Raw genomic sequence first — 15,674 nt, 5'->3', positions numbered from 1 at the left:
GTTATCGCGGAACCAAGCGGATGAAGAGGTATCTATCTTCATCAAGTTGGGTGGCACCGCGAGCAGAACGCTCCTCGTCCCAATCGGACAAGGGCGTTTTTTGTCTTTTTCTCACATTCGAAAAGGGAAGCGGTGGATCACATGTTGGATATGAAATGGATTCGTAATCATCCGGATGAAGTGAAAGAAGCAGCCATCAAGAAAGGGATCAATTGTCCCTTGGATGAGCTGCTTGAGGTCGAAGCGCAGAAGAAGAAGCTGCAGCAGCTAGTCGATCAGCAGCGAACCGAGCGCAACCGGGCATCTGCTCTGATTGCCAAGCTGATGGCGCAGCAGGAACTTGCGCAGGCCGAAGCTATGAAAGAGGATGTGCGAAGCTGCAACCAGACGCTCACAGAGCACGAGGAGGAGCTTGCGAAGCTGGAGGAGCGATTGAAGCTCCTGCTGCTGACCGTTCCGAATTTAGCTTCGCCGGATACGCCGCTTGGCGCTTCGGATCAAGATAATGTTGTGATTAAAGAAGTCGGGCAGCCGACAGTCTTTGAATTCGCGGCCCGCGACCATATGCAAATCGGTGAGGATTTGGATTTAGTTGATTTTCCTCGCGGAGTTAAGGTGGCAGGCAGCCGTAATTATTATTTGAAGGGAATGGGACTGTATTTGCACAGAGCCGTCCAACAGTTGGCGATTGATCTGTTGAGCGATCGAGGCTTTACAGTGATGGATGTTCCGTTAATGGTGCGGGAGGAGACCCTTGTGAATGCAGCTTTCTTCCCGGCTGGCAAAGAGCAAACCTATGAATTGTCGGACGATAAATGGTTGGTTGGCACATCGGAGGGACCTTTGGTTTCGTACTATGCCAATGAAATTGTGGATTTGTCCAAAGGTCCAGTCCAACTGGCCGCCGTTTCGAACTGTTTCCGCCAAGAAGCAGGATCGGCAGGAAGGGATGTTCGCGGCTTATATCGGGTACATCAATTTGCCAAAGTAGAGCAAGTGATTCTTTGTGAGAATGATCCTGTTGCTGCGGAACGTTGGTTGGAGCGAATCACGAGAAACGCTGAGGATATTCTGGAGCTGCTTGAGCTGCCTTATCGAATTGTTGCCGTCTGCGCAGGAGATATGGGGGCCAAGAACTACAAGCAATTCGACATCGAAACGTGGATGCCAAGCCGCCAAGCTTACGGTGAAACCCATTCATCGTCGAGCCTGCTCGATTATCAAGCGCGTCGCAGCGGACTTAGATACCGGGATCAGAACGGTGAGCTTCGCTATTGTTACACGCTGAACAATACAGCTGTTGCCACACCGCGGATCCTGATCCCTTTGCTCGAAAATCACCAACAAGCGGATGGCTCCATCTACATTCCCAAGGCGCTGAGGCCCTATATGAGAGGGCTTGAAGCTATTCCGGCTCCATAACAAAGAACCTTCTTCCTGCGATGTTTCGCACAGGGAGAAGGTTCTTTGTGTTGATTAGGTTAATAGCCTTCTTTTAAATTAACGATATTCATCATTTCGCCGCCATCCAGAAAAGCTCTTACGTTGTGATAAAAGATGGAGGAAGCGCGTTCCGTATAATGAGCGGAGGCTCCTGCAATATGCGGTGTAAGTATGACATTCTCCAAAGTCCAGAAAGGTGAAGTGACTGGAAGCGGCTCCTGTTCAAATACATCAAGCGCTGCCCCGGCTAGGCTGCCCTCTTGCAGTGCGGATATCAAAGCTTCCTCGTCAATCACATCGCCGCGCGCAAGATTAATTAGGAAAGCGCTGGGCTTCATAAGCGCAAGGTGCTCCTTCGTAATAAAGCCTCTTGTTTTGGCCGTACTTGGAAGTAGGAGAACAACGAAGTCGCTTTGGGAGAGTAAAGTCGTCAGACCGTCTTCGCCGCTATAGGTTGCATCACATGCAGGCTGAGGATCGCCTGAACGATTAAGCCCGATAACCTTCATATCAAAAGCTTTGGCCTTGCGAGCGACAGCTTCGCCAATGGCGCCTGCACCGATAATCCCCAGCGTTTTGCCATGCAATTCACCAACCTGAATATGATGGCTCCATATTTTATTTTGTTTTTGTTCGTGGAATAAATTGGCTTTGCGCACCCATTGCAGCATCAGGCTAAGCGTGAATTCACTCATCTGGATGGTATGCACGCCGCGGGCATTCGTGAGGACAATATGACGCTCAGCCAGTTCTTGAAGAGGCAGCTTGTCGACGCCTGCGGATAAGGTTTGCAGCCATTGCAGCTTAACAGCCAACTTCATCATGTCTGGATTCATGCGTCCCGCCGTAACGATAACATCTGCGTCAGCGATTTCTTGTTCAGCTCCGCTCGATGATTTGAACCACTGAAACTGACTTCTTGCTTTTAAATCTTCCGGCATTTGTTCGATCATCTTCGTCAAATCCATCCCAGTGATGGCAACAATCTTCATTTTATCCTCAACTCCCGTAAATTTGAATGTACATAGCCGTCGTTGTTCTGGTAACATGAACCTGTCCCTATGATAAAACAAAACAAAAAGGAAAGTAAACTTGTCCTTATAATCCAAACACCCTGAGAGCTTCAGTGCCCTCAGGGTGTCTATATGCCAATCTTAGTAATTCACATTAGGCGTATAATTATTATTGGCATTCCATAGCAGAAATTCATCGACGCCATTTTCTTTCAGGGCGCGGATCTGTTCCTCTACTTCATGTTTGCCATACTTGATGTAGCCAGGTATCCAGGAGGCCGTGAAATCTTGAATCCAAGGTCGAATAATCGGTTTCCAGCCCTTTTTATCAATAACTTCCAGTTTCTTGTTCGTGTCTTTGGAAGCGCCGTTGATCGTGGCAAAAGGGGCGGCATCCGGCACTTTGGAGCCGAACCAACCGGTACTGTAATGACTTGGATAAATCATTGGGGCAATAACATCGACATTTTGTGAAATTTTCTCAAAATCTTGACCAATGCCCTCGGCAGCTGGAACAGATGCGGCATAACCGAAAATATCAACAGAAACGCGTGCGCCAAGCGGCTCGATTTGTTCTTTGGCGTATTTGACGAAAGAAGCAACAGCATCGATCCGGGAGCGATCATCTTTGGTGTATTTCAGTGTGTCCGCTCTTTTTTCAAAGCCTTCCGGGAATCGCACATAATCAAATTGAATTTCTTTGAAGCCAGCTTTAATAGCTTCCTTCGCGACTGCGATGTTGTAATCCCAGACTTCCTTGTTATAGGGATTCACGAAACTATCGGGCTGAGTCTTGCCATTGTTCCATAATGAACCGTCTGGGTTGATGAAGGACCACTCTGGTTTTTTCTTGGCGAGAATGGTGTCCTTGAAAACAACGATGCGGGCAATCGGATAAATCTTATGCTCATTGAGTGTCGTCATTAACCCTGGCATGTTGCCAATGATTTTCTGTGTGGTTCCCATAGCATCGAGATCCGGATTACCCGTCTCCCAGGTGATGTAGCCCCAATCATCCTTGACATCGATGACTAGTGAATTCAGCTCCGTATCATCCAGAAGCTTCACAAGAGTAGTAAGGCGAGCACCTCCGGCACTATGAGCAGTGGAATAGATACCTTTCACTTTGGGAGCATCCTTCTGTGGATCTTGCTTATTCACGGGATCGAGTGGGTGAGAGCCTTCCGATGGTGCAGGTTGAACGATAGCAACGGCATTTTTCGCGTTAAGTGAAGCTTGCACAAGCTGTTCAAAGTTAGCATCAGGATTAGCGGCTGTAACGTTGCCCCAAATAAGGGCGAGTGAAGCAAGTAAAATTTCCATGATGTATAAGTCCTCTCCTATCTTGTACTTCTTTTATTATAAAGCAAGCTGTAAACTACGCACAGAGGAAATTTGTAGAGGAATGTAGAAAGAAGGTAGAATCCTGTTGAAGCGAGATCGACAAATTATTTCATTATCCGGTGTTAATTTCTTCTACTATGCGTCGAGTGCTATTCTGCTGCCTTATTTGCCTTTGTACTTGCAAAACAAGGGGTATTCTGCCGGTGAAATCGGCATGCTGATGATGATCGGACCTTTTATCTCAATCTTTGCTCAGCCGTTTTGGGGCTATGTGAGCGATCGTTTTAATTCGGTTAAAAACATCGTTTTCCTGCTCTGGGTCCTTTCCTTGCTTGGCAGTATTGGACTCTTTCTCACGAACGGCTTCGCGCTAACGCTTGGTTTCATCTTACTGTTATATTTCTTTCTGCTGCCTTCCATCCCGCTTATTGATAACTTGGTTGTGAAATCAACGATGAGTCGTGGGAAATCCTATGGGTCCGTTCGATTGTGGGGTTCCATTGGATTTTCAAGTGTTGCACTAGTATCAGGTCTATTGCTCGACAAATTAGGCGGAGTTTCCAGTATCCCTTATTTTTACTGGGTTCTATGGATTTTTCCTTTCCTGCTGCTTGCCTTTATCAAAGATGAGAAGAGCACGGGACAGCGGATCACGTTAAGTGCAATCAGCATTATTTTCAAAAATAAAAGCTTCCTATGGTTCATGCTGATGATCCTCTTAATTTCCATTCCCCACCGGATGAATGATGCTTTGCTTGGCCTCTATCTTAGCAAGCTGGGAGCAACCGATGCGATGGTGAGCTGGGCCTGGGCTATAGCGGCTTGCAGCGAAATCCCGATATTTGCGCTTATTAATCGCTATATGCATCGTTATCATGAATTAACCCTCTTAGGGATTGCCTCAATCTTATATACCCTGCGTTGGATCTTTTATATCTTCGTTAGCGATCCATGGGTATTGATTGGTTTGCAGGTGACGCATATGCTTACGTTCGCTGTATTGTGGATTGTCGCAGTTCAGTACGTTGTTAGACTGCTGCCCGAACAATTTGGTTCAACAGGGCAATCGATTCTAGCTATGGTGTTTATGGGACTTGCGGGCATCATTGGCGGATCGGTAGGGGGATGGTTGAGTGAAGAATGGGGAGGTGCAAGTATGTATATATTTGCCACCATCATGTCCGCGGTAGCGGCATGTCTATTTCTTGGTACGCAAGCCTTTATGCGAGGCAAAAATATATAAAAAAACACCCGGACGCCAAACGGCACCGGGTGTTATGTACATTATTTGGGACCTTGTCCTGAGTCGGTATTCGTAACTTCTGCAGGATTGACTTCCTTGCGAACGGATGCAGGTTGGTCCTCAATTGTGGAATTTCCGCCATTTCCGCTCGTTGCATCTTTGAATTCACGAAACATTTTGCCGAATCCTCTGCCGAGCTCTGGCAATTTATTAGGCCCAAACAAAAGTAGGGCAACAATTGCAACTAAAATTATGTGCCAAGGTGATAATGCTCCCATGCTAGACACCTCCAGTAATTTATGTTTAGCTCTAGTATAGCATGCTCTTATCATAACCTATACACCCTAAATATTACAAACTCAATAACTTTGAAAAAAAAGTTGGTAAAAGTCAAAGAAAGACGCCCTGTTAATGATACAGGGCGTCTTTATGATGTTCTGTAATACTGAATTGAATAATTTCCATGACATCTTCTGCTTCGAGCGCCTCGATACCAAAGCGGAGGACGATCTCGGAGTCCAGCTCACAGCTGGTTAAGAAGGGGTATAATTCCGGTGTTAATTTCATTACAATCCTGGATAATTTCACTGTCTCCACAAGCATCACCCTTCCAATCAAGAGATTAGAAAAAGAACTACGCCTGAACCATTTAAGTTAACAACCAGAACTATATGAAATTACAATCATTATAACACAATTCACACTGGAATAAAGAGGCGAATGCAATGAATCATTATTTAAGTTTGCGGAATTCGCCGACGACACCAACGGTTTCTACGATATTCACGAATGCTTTTGGGTCAATCTGTTTAATTATTCGTTTTAATTCAACAAGCTCATAACGGGTAATGACGGTCATCAACATATCGTGCTGCTGCTTCGTATAAGCGCCTTCCGTCTTCACTAATGTGACGCCTCGAGGGAGGGACAATAGCTCGTTAATCAATTCGTCCTTCTGTTTCGTAACAATAAAAGCAGTCACCTTGACATGGCGGATATGTATAGTATCAACGACCTTGCCACTAATATAGATTGCTAACATGGAAAACAGAGCCAGATCCCAGTTATGCTTGAAATATCCTAAGGCAACAATAACAACGCCGTTCATGGAAGATAGAATTGTGCCAAGGGGGAAATCGAATTTGCGCGTCAAAATTAAGCCGACAATATCGAAGCCGCCGCTGGAACCGCCAATTCTCAAGGTAATTCCGCTTCCAATTCCGATTAAAACGCCACCAAATACAGCGCCGAGGATAGGCTCTTGAGCTACATAACTGGTCGGAATAACTTGCATCAACCATACCGTTAAGATAACCGAAGCGACACTAATCATGATGAATCTGCGTCCGATGGAGACCAATCCCCAAATCATCAACGGCAAGTTGAATAATAAATACAAGAAGCCAATGTTGAAATTCGTAAAATAACCGATAATCATGGCAAATCCAGAAACGCCGCCGCTAAGCAGCTGGTGAGGGATGAGAAACATGTTGAAGCCAACCGCGACAAGCAGCGCGCCAACTAGAATGACAAGGACATCTAGCGCTTTTTTCAAAAAAAATCACCTCTAAAATAGTATGCAGCATATTGCAAGTATAATTCATTCTTTCAAAACTTCAATCATTATTTAACCTACGTTCAATTAAAAAATGGGAATAAAAAAGCTGCGTCCTTGTTCAAGGACAACAGCTGTGTTTATTAACGTCTCTTAAACGAACCTGATCGCGAGCTGGTGCTGGGTTTACTGCTGTTGCTGCTGGAGGGCTTCGTTACCTTATTGGTCGTAGAACCATCGTTCTTACGTGTTGCAGAGCTGCTTCCGGTATTGGAAGAGCCAGTACCCGTGCCTGTTTTGAAAGTGCCTGTGCGATCGGATGTTGTAGGTTTCTTATCCTTGGATGTGTCGGTTGTTGGTGCGGTCGAGTTGCCATTTCCGGCATTATAGGTAGGTGTCCGCGTATACCCTTTATAATCATAACCGCCTCTGTTATTGAACCAACTGCCGCCAAACAACGATTGGAGCAATGTAGCGGTCAAATAGCCTTGTAAAAAAGAAGAGTCATAATGCGTCTTGGCATATTGGATACTGTCAATCTGGACGAGCGTGTTTGTACTATCTTTTGGATCCTTTTGAATATTAATAACTTTATCAGTATAGATCAGAAACATCTGATCTTCGGATTCCTTGCTTTTTTCCTTGGGTGTTTCTTTCGCAGCAATCTCTGATGCTACAACGGGAACACTTTTGCCTTCAACAGAATACACCTTGGATAGATTGCTGCCCTTGCCATCGACGCTTACGAGAGGGTACTGATCTTTGACATAACGCCCGGCATCAGCGCCACACGCGGTAAGAAGGGTGATGATCAGTAGGAATGAAAGCCATGATGTCCATCTTTTCACTTTGCAGTAGTCCCTCCTCTCCAAACTTTACTAAATGATAACATAGGTTGTTTAAGGCGTCGATTTCAAAAATTTGATTTGATTGCCAGGGGTACGCTCGCCTTCCAGTGCGATAAATTTGCCGTCCTGCCATTGCAAGAAGAAAAATCTGCGATCCGGTCCGAAATAGCGCCAAAATACAACGTCATCCCCGTTGCGGAAATCGGTATTGCCTTCCGTCTGCGTCACATCGTTCCGATGAAACTCCAAATCAAAAGTTACATTTTCATCAAGCTCCAGCCGAGTAGGCACATCGTTAGGGTCATCCAAAGCGCCTTCAACGAAGCTGCAAAGGAAACAATCATAGGTTCGCCCTTTTTCCACGATTAGACACTGAATATTTCTGCCACTTTGTAAATAATAAGCGTAGCGGTGAGGCGCGAACCCGCGATCAAAATATATGACTTTACCGGATACGACGTACTCTTCTAAGTCTACATTGACAATATCGCCAACTCGAGCATCTTCGAGAGGATTGCCAACTGCTGTTGTTGGAGGTACTTCTTTATTGCTGCGCAGGATATTGCTTACACGTTTGAAAATGGACATTGTGAACGCTCCTCTATTCCGTTTATTGTTCTAAAATGTAATACGCTTTACTCATCCGTAAGGTTTCGCTCGGCTTTTGAAAGACGCCTCTGGAAATTTGTATATGACTTGTGCTATAATATTTTAGATGTTCTTAAGGGCGGCCAATTGGATCATGGAAGATGATAAATCGAAAGTGTATTCCACCAAGAAACTATAGATACGGATAGGAAGTCGTACTTAAGGGTAAAAAAGATACAAGGCATTAGCCTGCCCTGTACAAAAGGAGATTGAATATATTTGAAAACATTTCAAGAGTTTGGTTTAGAACCGGCGATTTTACGCGCTGTTACGGAGATGGGTTTTGAAGAATCCACACCAATCCAAGAGAAAACAATTCCATTAGCAATGGAAGGCCGGGATTTGATCGGTCAAGCACAAACCGGTACTGGTAAAACAGCAGCTTTCGGTATTCCGCTTATTCACAAAATCAATACCAAAGAAGAGCGCATCTCTGCTCTTATTATGTGTCCAACGCGGGAACTTGCCATTCAGGTTGCGGAAGAGATTGAAAAACTCGGTCGTTTCAAAGGCATTCGTTCATTACCGATTTACGGTGGACAGGATATCGTTAAGCAAATTCGCGCTTTGAAAAAGAAACCACAAATTATTATTGGTACACCAGGTCGTTTACTTGACCATATCAACCGCAAAACCATCAAACTTGATGATGTTCAAACGGTTATTCTGGATGAAGCAGATGAAATGCTCGATATGGGCTTTATGGATGATATCCAATCCATCTTGAAATTAGTACCAGAAGAACGCCACACCATGTTGTTCTCTGCTACAATGCCGTCGAACATTCAAAAATTGGCTCAACAGTTCTTGCGCAACCCAGAACATGTATCGGTTATCCCGAAACATGTTAGTGCGCCCCTGATTGACCAAGCTTACATTGAATTACATGAGAAACAAAAATTCGAAGCACTAAGCCGCTTGATTGACATGGAAGCTCCAGATCTTGCCATCATCTTCGGCCGTACCAAACGCCGGGTTGACGAATTAGCAGAAGCTCTACAAAAAAGAGGGTATGCTGCTGAAGGTCTTCATGGTGACTTGTCCCAAAATCAACGCGATAATGTCATGAGAAAATTCCGTGATGGCAGCATTGACGTACTCGTTGCAACAGACGTTGCCGCTCGTGGTCTCGATGTTTCCGGCGTAACACACGTTATTAACTTTGACCTTCCGCAAGATCCAGAAAGCTACGTTCACCGTATTGGTCGTACAGGCCGCGCGGGTAAAGAAGGTACAGCTTGGACTTTCGTTACACCAAGAGAAATCGATCACTTGCACTTCATTGAGAAAGTGACTCGTCACAAAATCAGCAAAAAACCTTTGCCTAGCTTGGCTGAAGCCATCGAAGGCAAACAAAAAATGACAGCTGAGCGTATTCTTGATGTCTTACAAAATGATACGCAAGGCGAATTCAAAGGTCTGGCTATTCAAATGTTGGAGCAATATGATTCCGTTAATCTTCTTGCAGCAGCTATGAAGCTTCTGACAGGCGACAAAAAGGAATCGAATATTGAGTTAACACCAGAGGATCCGATTCGTGCAAGAAAGAAAAAATTCGACGTGCGCAGCTCAGGCCGACGCGTTGGCGGTGGATACAGTTCAGGATCCAGTTCATCAGGTTCAGGCGATCGTCGTCAAGGTGGCGGATACAGCTCAGGCGGTTCCAGCAGCTCGAATTCCCGTTACCCGCGCAAAGATAGCAGAGACTATGGTTCAAACAGAGAAGGCGGAAGCAGTTCCACTTCCAGAAATCGCGAATACGGCAGCAACAATTCCGGAAACCGTGATCGTTCCAGAGCTCCGCGCAAAAGCGAAGACACGCTTGTAAACAAATAAGGCTGTTAAGCCTAATAAATAAAGGCGAAGATCCCTTGGGATCTTCGCCTTTTTATGGTTGCTAATGAAAAGAGCAAAATGGCATCTGCAGATATTCCGACGGGTTGAGACATGGTATCAACCTCCTGCATAATAGACGGCTACCTATAAATTAAAAAATAGGCTATAATTAAACATATAGTAAAGTAAGACAAGGTAAGACAAGGTAAGACAAGGTAAGACAATATCGTTTGAAGTAGCGTAGATAATCAACGTAGAAAGTTTCCTGAAGGAAACGCTAAGGAGGAAGCGGTTTTGGAGTTTAGAGGTGTTATGGGAGGGCTATACAGAATATCAGAATGGATTATGCGTCTATCGGTAATCAATCTGTTGTGGCTGATATGTTCGATCCCGGTTTTCTTTTTTGCATTTATGGGTTTGGTGAGTCCATCACCTGATGCTTTGAAGTCCATGTTGCCAATACTTGCTATTTTGGCACCGTTTACTTTGTTTCCCGCAACCTCTGCTATGTTCGCTGTAGCCAGGAAATGGGTTACTGGGGAAGAGGATGTTCCGTTATTAAAAACGTTCTTCCGCAGCTACAAAGAAAATTACCTGCAAAGCATGGTTGGCGGTATTTTCTTTGTGATCATTTTCGTGGTTATTGCAGTCAATTATTTCTTCTACTTAAAACAGGGGAGCTCGCTTAGGGTACTAGCCATATTATTCATTGCTTTTACGGTTATTATCATTATTTCCTTGTTTAATTTCTTTTCTATAATGGTGCATTTGCACATGAAAATTTTCCAAATTCTAAAGAATTCAATTCTAATTACCATTGGCAATCCCATCAACTCAATTGTTTTATTGATTTGCAATGGTGTTATTCTCTACATTTGCTTGACCAAGTTTAATTTCTTCCTGGTTGTATTCTTTATGGGAAGCATCATGGCCACATTTTCTTTCTGGCAGTTCAACCGGAGCTTCACGAAGCTGCAAACGAAGCAGCAAGCGCTTGAAGAAAAAGAACAGCAGCGGCTCGCTGAGGCAGAGGCTGTAGCGGAAGCAGAGAAAGAACAAAGTGATTCAGATAATGGTGACGAGCCGATTGAAATTAGCTTGCATAAAAAAGACGAGAATGAAAAGAATAAAGAATAATCCTGCCAGTTGATTATCAGCCGGTAGGGCACTATAATAAGAACTACAAAAGAATCCTGCGATGTTCGTAACGGTTTTAAGTTGTTTTAAACCAATGACTGTTTCTAGGGAGACCTACATTGAAGTGTGGCTGACATGCCCTCGAAAGGGGACCTCAAATACACCTCTGCGGACACCCACCTGCGAGAGCGGGTTTGAAGCACGAAAACCGGACGGCATAGGCGGGTTTTTTTGTGCCCATTTCGCTGCATGCGAATTGGGGAAAGCGAAGTTGATTACAAAAGCCTCGAATCCGTGAAGTGGATTCGAGGCTTTTTTGGGTTGTGAGGCGTGAGAAGCCCAATTCCATTGATTATTGTGGCTGTGTACATGAAGGTTGGGGCTGTGCGATTAGCTAGGGGGAGCTGAGAGTGACTCATTGTGATTCGTAGGGACTCGAGGTGACTTCAAGTGACTCCGAGTGACTCCGAGTGGCTTCAAGTGACTCCGAGCAACTTCCACAAACTCCAAGTGAATCTAAGTGAATCTAAGTGACTTCGAGTGACTCCGAGTAACTCCGAGTGACTCTAACTGACTCCGAGTAACTCCAAGTCTCAAATAACCTGTAGGTGGCTGGAGTCAATAGGAGTCGGATGGTGCCCAGCCGGATTAACGCAATCCGACTGGCGGATACTTGAATATCGAAGCAAAGGGAACTATGTTCCCTTATTAATCATTCGAACAGCTATTTGGCTGGTCAGACGGAACTATGATACGCTAATTTGCTTATTCTAGTGGTATTTCACCCTTGAGTAGGGGAATAAGGGAACGTAGTTCCCTTTCAGCTTGTAATTTGTTCGAATTGAGCCGAATAGAGGATCATAGTTCCTTTTCGCAATAACTTTTCGGGAAATTTCCTTAGTTGTTAGGCAAACTAATGTCCAGCTAAGTCGCTTAACTGGTGAAAAGTATGCTGAAGAGTGCCATAAAGGCCGCGGTATATGGTGTAATAGGCTTCATATTGCTTATGATTCTCGGCATTAGGTTCAATGCGATCCGTAATGCGAATCCATCTCTCGCATAGCGCGGTGATGTCTTCCTGCAGCACGCCGGAAGCTGCCATAATAGCAGCGCCATAGGCAGGGCCGTCTGTTGAATTGACTGTGACGACAGGGATTCCAAAAATGTCAGCGATCATTTGACGCCAGAAGGGGCTCCTGGCGCCTCCGCCACTCACACGGAGTTCGGATACCTCGATACCCGATTCACGAATGAGCTGAAGGGAGTCGCGCAGGCCGAAGGTGATGCCTTCTAGGACGGCACGAGTCAGATGGGCTTTCTCGTGGCGAAGGTTTAGACCTATGAAGGCGCCGCGTGCCTTAGGATCAGGGTGTGGCGTGCGCTCCCCGGATAGATAAGGCAAGAACAAGAGGCCTTCGCTTCCCAGGGGTGCTGTGGCTGCTTCAGACGTCAGGATTTCGTAGACGTCTGTGTCTTCTTGCCGCGCGCGCTCTTGTTCTTCGTGCGCGAAGTGGTTGCGCCACCACTGGAAGGAGCCGCCTGCGGCCAGCATAACGCCCATACGGTGCCATTTGCCCGGCACACCGTGACAGAACGAATGAAGCCGGAACGCTTCATCGACTTGGTAGGTGTCGTCGTGGACGAAGACGACACCGGACGTGCCGAGCGCCACCGAGGCAATGCCTTGGCGCACGACGCCGACACCAACGGCGCCGCAGGCTTGGTCGCCGCCGCCGGCAACGATAGGCGTGCCGGCGGCTAGCCCGGTTAGGCTGGCTGCTTCCGGCAGCAGGTGGCCGGCTACGTCGCCGGACTCGAAGAGCGGCGGCAGCCATTCGAGCGGGATCGCAAGCCGCTCAGCGACGGTTTGCGACCAGCTGCGATTGGCCACATCGAGCAGCAGTGTGCCGCTGGCGTCGGCCACATCTATGCCGAATGCCCCCGTCAGGCGCAGCCTGACGTAGTCTTTCGGCAGGAGCAGATGCCGCACGCGGCTGTAATGCTCCGGCTCATGCTGCCGGAGCCAAATGACCTTGGGCGCCGTGAAGCCAGTCAGCGCCCGATTGCCAGTCAGTCGACCGAGTTCGGCAGCGCCGACGGTCGACTCGATGTAAGCGCACTGTTCCGCCGTGCGCTGGTCGCACCAGAGCAGTGCAGGCCGTATGACCTGCTGCGCTTCATCCAAGAAGACCGACCCATGCATCTGGCCGGAGAAGCCAATCCCCGCGACAGCGTCGCCTGCGGTGTTGGTTTTGGCTAGCAGAGCGCGAATCCCTTCGATGGTGGCATTCCACCAATCCTCAGGCTCCTGCTCGGCCCAGCCGGGATGCGGCTGTTGAAGTGGATACTCAACACTATGACTGCCAATCACAAGCCCGTTGTTATCGACGAGTATACATTTGATAGCAGAAGTCCCTAAATCCAAACCCAAAAAATAGGACACGCGAATTCACCCTTTGTAAGTTTTTATATAAATCCTTATCCATCTTTGTTTGTTTAATAAATATACAAAGATTCTTAACTAATCATATTCGCACAAATTCAATAAAATCCTTCTTTGAGCTTGAATTATTTGTCGGAATTAGTTCCAGATGAGATGCATCTCGTGCCACTGGATGCCGCCATGCTCAGATTTAGAGGGTGCCATATAATGAAAGCCGTGTTTCTCATAGAAAGGAATTAAGTGCTCTTCACACATCAGAACAATGCCCTTCAGGTGATCACTCTGAGCAATTCGAATGATGTGTTGGAGCAGGGCGGTAGCAACGCCTTGTCTTTGGTGCAATGGGTGGACGGCAATGGTTAGGATGCACCAATAGGAACCATTCGCAGCAGATTGAATACCTTGTTTAATACTTTCATCTGCCAAATCAATGTGATTAAGCTTTATTCCGTTGGTTACGCCAATGATGGTAGGCACAGTTTCAATACCAGTCATCTCGGCGACAAGGAAATAAGCTCCGAAAGCTTCTTTTCGTAGTAGAAAGGCTTCCGGGCTTGCGGCGGCCTCCTTCGTATAAACGCTTCGTTCTATCTCGTAAGATTGGTTCAAATCGGAATCAGTCACAACAGGTCGAATTCGCATAATGGGTATCTCCTCATTAATTTTTCCCATGGTAAAAACTATTTCGTATGCACATAACTGTTTACCTATAGCATATAATAAAATTATGTAGTATAATTCAACTAAATAAGTTTCCTTAGTACAACATTATTGGTCTCGCGAAAGAAGGAAAAAACATGGAAGCAGCCTATAAGAAACCAGAGCAGGAGCAGAGTGGATGGAAAAGTAAGTCTTCTATGCCCAGCCTGCCAGAAGTTCATCAGAGCATGAACGTGCCTAAGAAAGCAGGATTTTTCCGCAAGTTGCTCGCATTTATGGGTCCTGGCTACCTCGTAGCGGTTGGGTATATGGATCCAGGAAATTGGGCAACCGATTTGGCTGGTGGATCTCAATTTGGATATACCTTGTTGTCTGTTATTTTAATTTCTAATCTAATGGCGATTCTCCTGCAAGCTTTGTCTGGACGCCTTGGTATTGTTACTGGCAGGGATTTAGCGCAAGCGTGCAGGGATCATTATAGTAAACCTGTCTCTTTTGCCCTTTGGTTGTTATGTGAAATCGCCATTGCGGCTTGTGATTTGGCGGAAGTTATTGGGGCAGCTATCGCTTTGAATTTATTGTTTGGCATGCCGCTAATATACGGCGTTATTCTTACTTCGATAGATGTCTTATTGGTTCTTCTGCTGCAGAAAAAAGGTTTTCGCTATATTGAAGCTATGGTTATTAGCTTGATGGCATTAATTACAATCTGTTTCGTCATGGAACTCATCTTCTCGAGACCTGACTTTGCAGCGGTAGCAGCCGGTTTTATTCCTAAAACAGAGATCGTATCGAATCCGGCCATGTTATATATTGCCCTAGGTATTCTGGGGGCAACCGTTATGCCGCACAATTTATACCTCCACTCCTCCATTGTGCAAACTCGTAAAATTGAGCCAACAATTGAGGGGAAACGAGAAGCAATCAAATTTTCAACGATTGATACGACGATAGCCTTAATGCTTGCTTTGTTCGTGAATGCTGCGATACTGATCTTGTCCGCGGCGGCGTTCCATTCAGCGGGTAAAGAAGTGGCCGAAATTCAAGATGCGTATCACCTTCTCGGTCCCATGCTTGGAACAGGCGCAGCGAGTATTCTCTTTGCAGTAGCGCTTTTGGCATCAGGTCAAAACTCTACGCTAACAGGGACATTAGCCGGTCAGATCGTTATGGAAGGTTTTCTGAATATTCGCTTGTCGCCTTGGCTGCGTAGATTGATTACAAGGATGATTGCGATTGTCCCTGCGGTCATTGTTATTGGGATTTATGGGGAAAGCGGTGCGACTGATCTGCTTGTTCTAAGTCAAGTTATTCTTTCCCTACAATTATCTTTTGCCGTAATTCCACTAGTTAAGTTTACTTCGGACCGCAAAAAAATGGGTGTTCTCGTGACCCCGAAATGGATGATTATCTTAAGTTGGATAGTTGCAGTCGTGATAGCTGGCTTGAATGCTTACTTGCTGTACAGCACTTTTTTTGGTTAATAAAATAATGGAATTCCCCC

General features: G+C 45.9%; 14 protein-coding genes and 1 other RNA gene. 6 read left to right on the top strand and 9 right to left on the bottom strand.

Translation table 11 applies throughout. The features are described from left to right. Positions 1 to 141 precede the first annotated feature (141 nt). Complete coding sequence (gene serS, locus IEY34_RS06095; protein ID WP_189009103.1) at positions 142 to 1,422, top strand: serine--tRNA ligase; 1,281 nt, start codon at positions 142 to 144, stop codon at positions 1,420 to 1,422. Positions 1,423 to 1,481: 59 nt separating this feature from the next. Here serS and IEY34_RS06090 read toward each other — a convergent pair whose 3' ends face one another. Both IEY34_RS06090 and IEY34_RS06085 read right to left on the bottom strand, forming a co-directional pair. Beyond that, positions 1,482 to 2,435 carry a D-2-hydroxyacid dehydrogenase gene (locus IEY34_RS06090; protein WP_189009101.1) on the bottom strand — a complete coding sequence of 318 codons (954 nt, stop codon included), beginning with the start codon at positions 2,433 to 2,435 and terminating at the stop codon, positions 1,482 to 1,484. 162 nt (positions 2,436 to 2,597) lie between these two features. Next, positions 2,598 to 3,779, bottom strand: coding sequence for a putative glycoside hydrolase (locus tag IEY34_RS06085; protein ID WP_189009099.1), 1,182 nt, complete (start codon positions 3,777 to 3,779; stop codon positions 2,598 to 2,600). 106 nt (positions 3,780 to 3,885) lie between these two features. Between IEY34_RS06085 and IEY34_RS06080 the strand changes: the two genes are divergently transcribed. Then, complete coding sequence (locus IEY34_RS06080) at positions 3,886 to 5,043, top strand: MFS transporter (RefSeq protein ID WP_189009097.1); 1,158 nt, start codon at positions 3,886 to 3,888, stop codon at positions 5,041 to 5,043. 41 nt (positions 5,044 to 5,084) lie between these two features. On the opposite strand, the gene IEY34_RS06075 is transcribed toward IEY34_RS06080, so the two are convergent. From IEY34_RS06075 to IEY34_RS06055, 5 genes are all read right to left on the bottom strand, one after another. After that, on the bottom strand, positions 5,085 to 5,321 hold the full coding sequence (locus IEY34_RS06075) for a Sec-independent protein translocase subunit TatA/TatB (RefSeq protein WP_189009094.1): 237 nt from the start codon (positions 5,319 to 5,321) through the stop codon (positions 5,085 to 5,087). Between the two features lie 130 nt (positions 5,322 to 5,451). Beyond that, on the bottom strand, positions 5,452 to 5,646 hold the full coding sequence (locus IEY34_RS06070) for a hypothetical protein (protein WP_189009092.1): 195 nt from the start codon (positions 5,644 to 5,646) through the stop codon (positions 5,452 to 5,454). Between the two features lie 130 nt (positions 5,647 to 5,776). Continuing rightward, positions 5,777 to 6,598 carry a YitT family protein gene (locus IEY34_RS06065; protein ID WP_189009089.1) on the bottom strand — a complete coding sequence of 274 codons (822 nt, stop codon included), beginning with the start codon at positions 6,596 to 6,598 and terminating at the stop codon, positions 5,777 to 5,779. Positions 6,599 to 6,741: 143 nt separating this feature from the next. Beyond that, positions 6,742 to 7,446, bottom strand: a complete 705-nt coding sequence (locus tag IEY34_RS06060; RefSeq protein ID WP_189009086.1) for a DUF4247 domain-containing protein — start codon at positions 7,444 to 7,446, stop codon at positions 6,742 to 6,744. Positions 7,447 to 7,497: 51 nt separating this feature from the next. Next, positions 7,498 to 8,034, bottom strand: a complete 537-nt coding sequence (locus IEY34_RS06055; RefSeq protein ID WP_189009084.1) for a DUF4178 domain-containing protein — start codon at positions 8,032 to 8,034, stop codon at positions 7,498 to 7,500. Between the two features lie 279 nt (positions 8,035 to 8,313). Between IEY34_RS06055 and cshA the strand changes: the two genes are divergently transcribed. From cshA to ssrS, 3 genes are all read left to right on the top strand, one after another. Continuing rightward, positions 8,314 to 9,930: a degradosome RNA helicase CshA gene (cshA, locus tag IEY34_RS06050; protein WP_308422985.1), complete on the top strand. Its 1,617-nt coding sequence runs from the start codon at positions 8,314 to 8,316 to the stop codon at positions 9,928 to 9,930. A 294-nt stretch (positions 9,931 to 10,224) separates the two neighbouring features. Beyond that, complete coding sequence (locus IEY34_RS06045) at positions 10,225 to 11,067, top strand: YesL family protein (RefSeq protein WP_189009081.1); 843 nt, start codon at positions 10,225 to 10,227, stop codon at positions 11,065 to 11,067. A gap of 50 nt (positions 11,068 to 11,117) precedes the next feature. After that, a non-coding RNA gene (gene ssrS / locus IEY34_RS06040) (6S RNA) lies at positions 11,118 to 11,299 on the top strand. A gap of 681 nt (positions 11,300 to 11,980) precedes the next feature. On the opposite strand, the gene xylB is transcribed toward ssrS, so the two are convergent. Together xylB and IEY34_RS06030 are read right to left on the bottom strand one after the other, a co-directional pair. Continuing rightward, positions 11,981 to 13,510 carry a xylulokinase gene (xylB, locus tag IEY34_RS06035; protein WP_189009078.1) on the bottom strand — a complete coding sequence of 510 codons (1,530 nt, stop codon included), beginning with the start codon at positions 13,508 to 13,510 and terminating at the stop codon, positions 11,981 to 11,983. Positions 13,511 to 13,648: 138 nt separating this feature from the next. Beyond that, positions 13,649 to 14,152, bottom strand: a complete 504-nt coding sequence (locus IEY34_RS06030; protein WP_189009075.1) for a GNAT family N-acetyltransferase — start codon at positions 14,150 to 14,152, stop codon at positions 13,649 to 13,651. 155 nt (positions 14,153 to 14,307) lie between these two features. On the opposite strand from IEY34_RS06030, the gene IEY34_RS06025 reads away from it, so the two are divergent. After that, entirely contained in the window at positions 14,308 to 15,654 is a 1,347-nt protein-coding gene (locus IEY34_RS06025; RefSeq protein ID WP_189009072.1) for an Nramp family divalent metal transporter, read from the top strand. The last annotated feature ends 20 nt before the right edge of the window (positions 15,655 to 15,674 follow it).

It is taken from the genome of Paenibacillus marchantiophytorum, assembly GCF_014640555.1.
Lineage (GTDB): Bacteria > Bacillota > Bacilli > Paenibacillales > NBRC-103111 > Paenibacillus_E > Paenibacillus_E marchantiophytorum.
This window is presented reverse-complemented; position numbering and strand designations above follow the sequence as displayed.

What these genes read in the sequence shown, in the direction of transcription:
- serS (WP_189009103.1), top strand. Translation starts at nt 142, where the DNA reads ATGTTGGATATGAAATGGATTCGTAATCATCCGGATGAAGTGAAAGAA.
- IEY34_RS06090 (WP_189009101.1), bottom strand. Translation starts at nt 2,435, where the DNA reads ATGAAGATTGTTGCCATCACTGGGATGGATTTGACGAAGATGATCGAA.
- IEY34_RS06085 (WP_189009099.1), bottom strand. Translation starts at nt 3,779, where the DNA reads ATGGAAATTTTACTTGCTTCACTCGCCCTTATTTGGGGCAACGTTACA.
- IEY34_RS06075 (WP_189009094.1), bottom strand. Translation starts at nt 5,321, where the DNA reads ATGGGAGCATTATCACCTTGGCACATAATTTTAGTTGCAATTGTTGCC.
- IEY34_RS06070 (WP_189009092.1), bottom strand. Translation starts at nt 5,646, where the DNA reads ATGCTTGTGGAGACAGTGAAATTATCCAGGATTGTAATGAAATTAACA.
- IEY34_RS06055 (WP_189009084.1), bottom strand. Translation starts at nt 8,034, where the DNA reads ATGTCCATTTTCAAACGTGTAAGCAATATCCTGCGCAGCAATAAAGAA.
- IEY34_RS06030 (WP_189009075.1), bottom strand. Translation starts at nt 14,152, where the DNA reads ATGCGAATTCGACCTGTTGTGACTGATTCCGATTTGAACCAATCTTAC.
- IEY34_RS06025 (WP_189009072.1), top strand. Translation starts at nt 14,308, where the DNA reads ATGGAAGCAGCCTATAAGAAACCAGAGCAGGAGCAGAGTGGATGGAAA.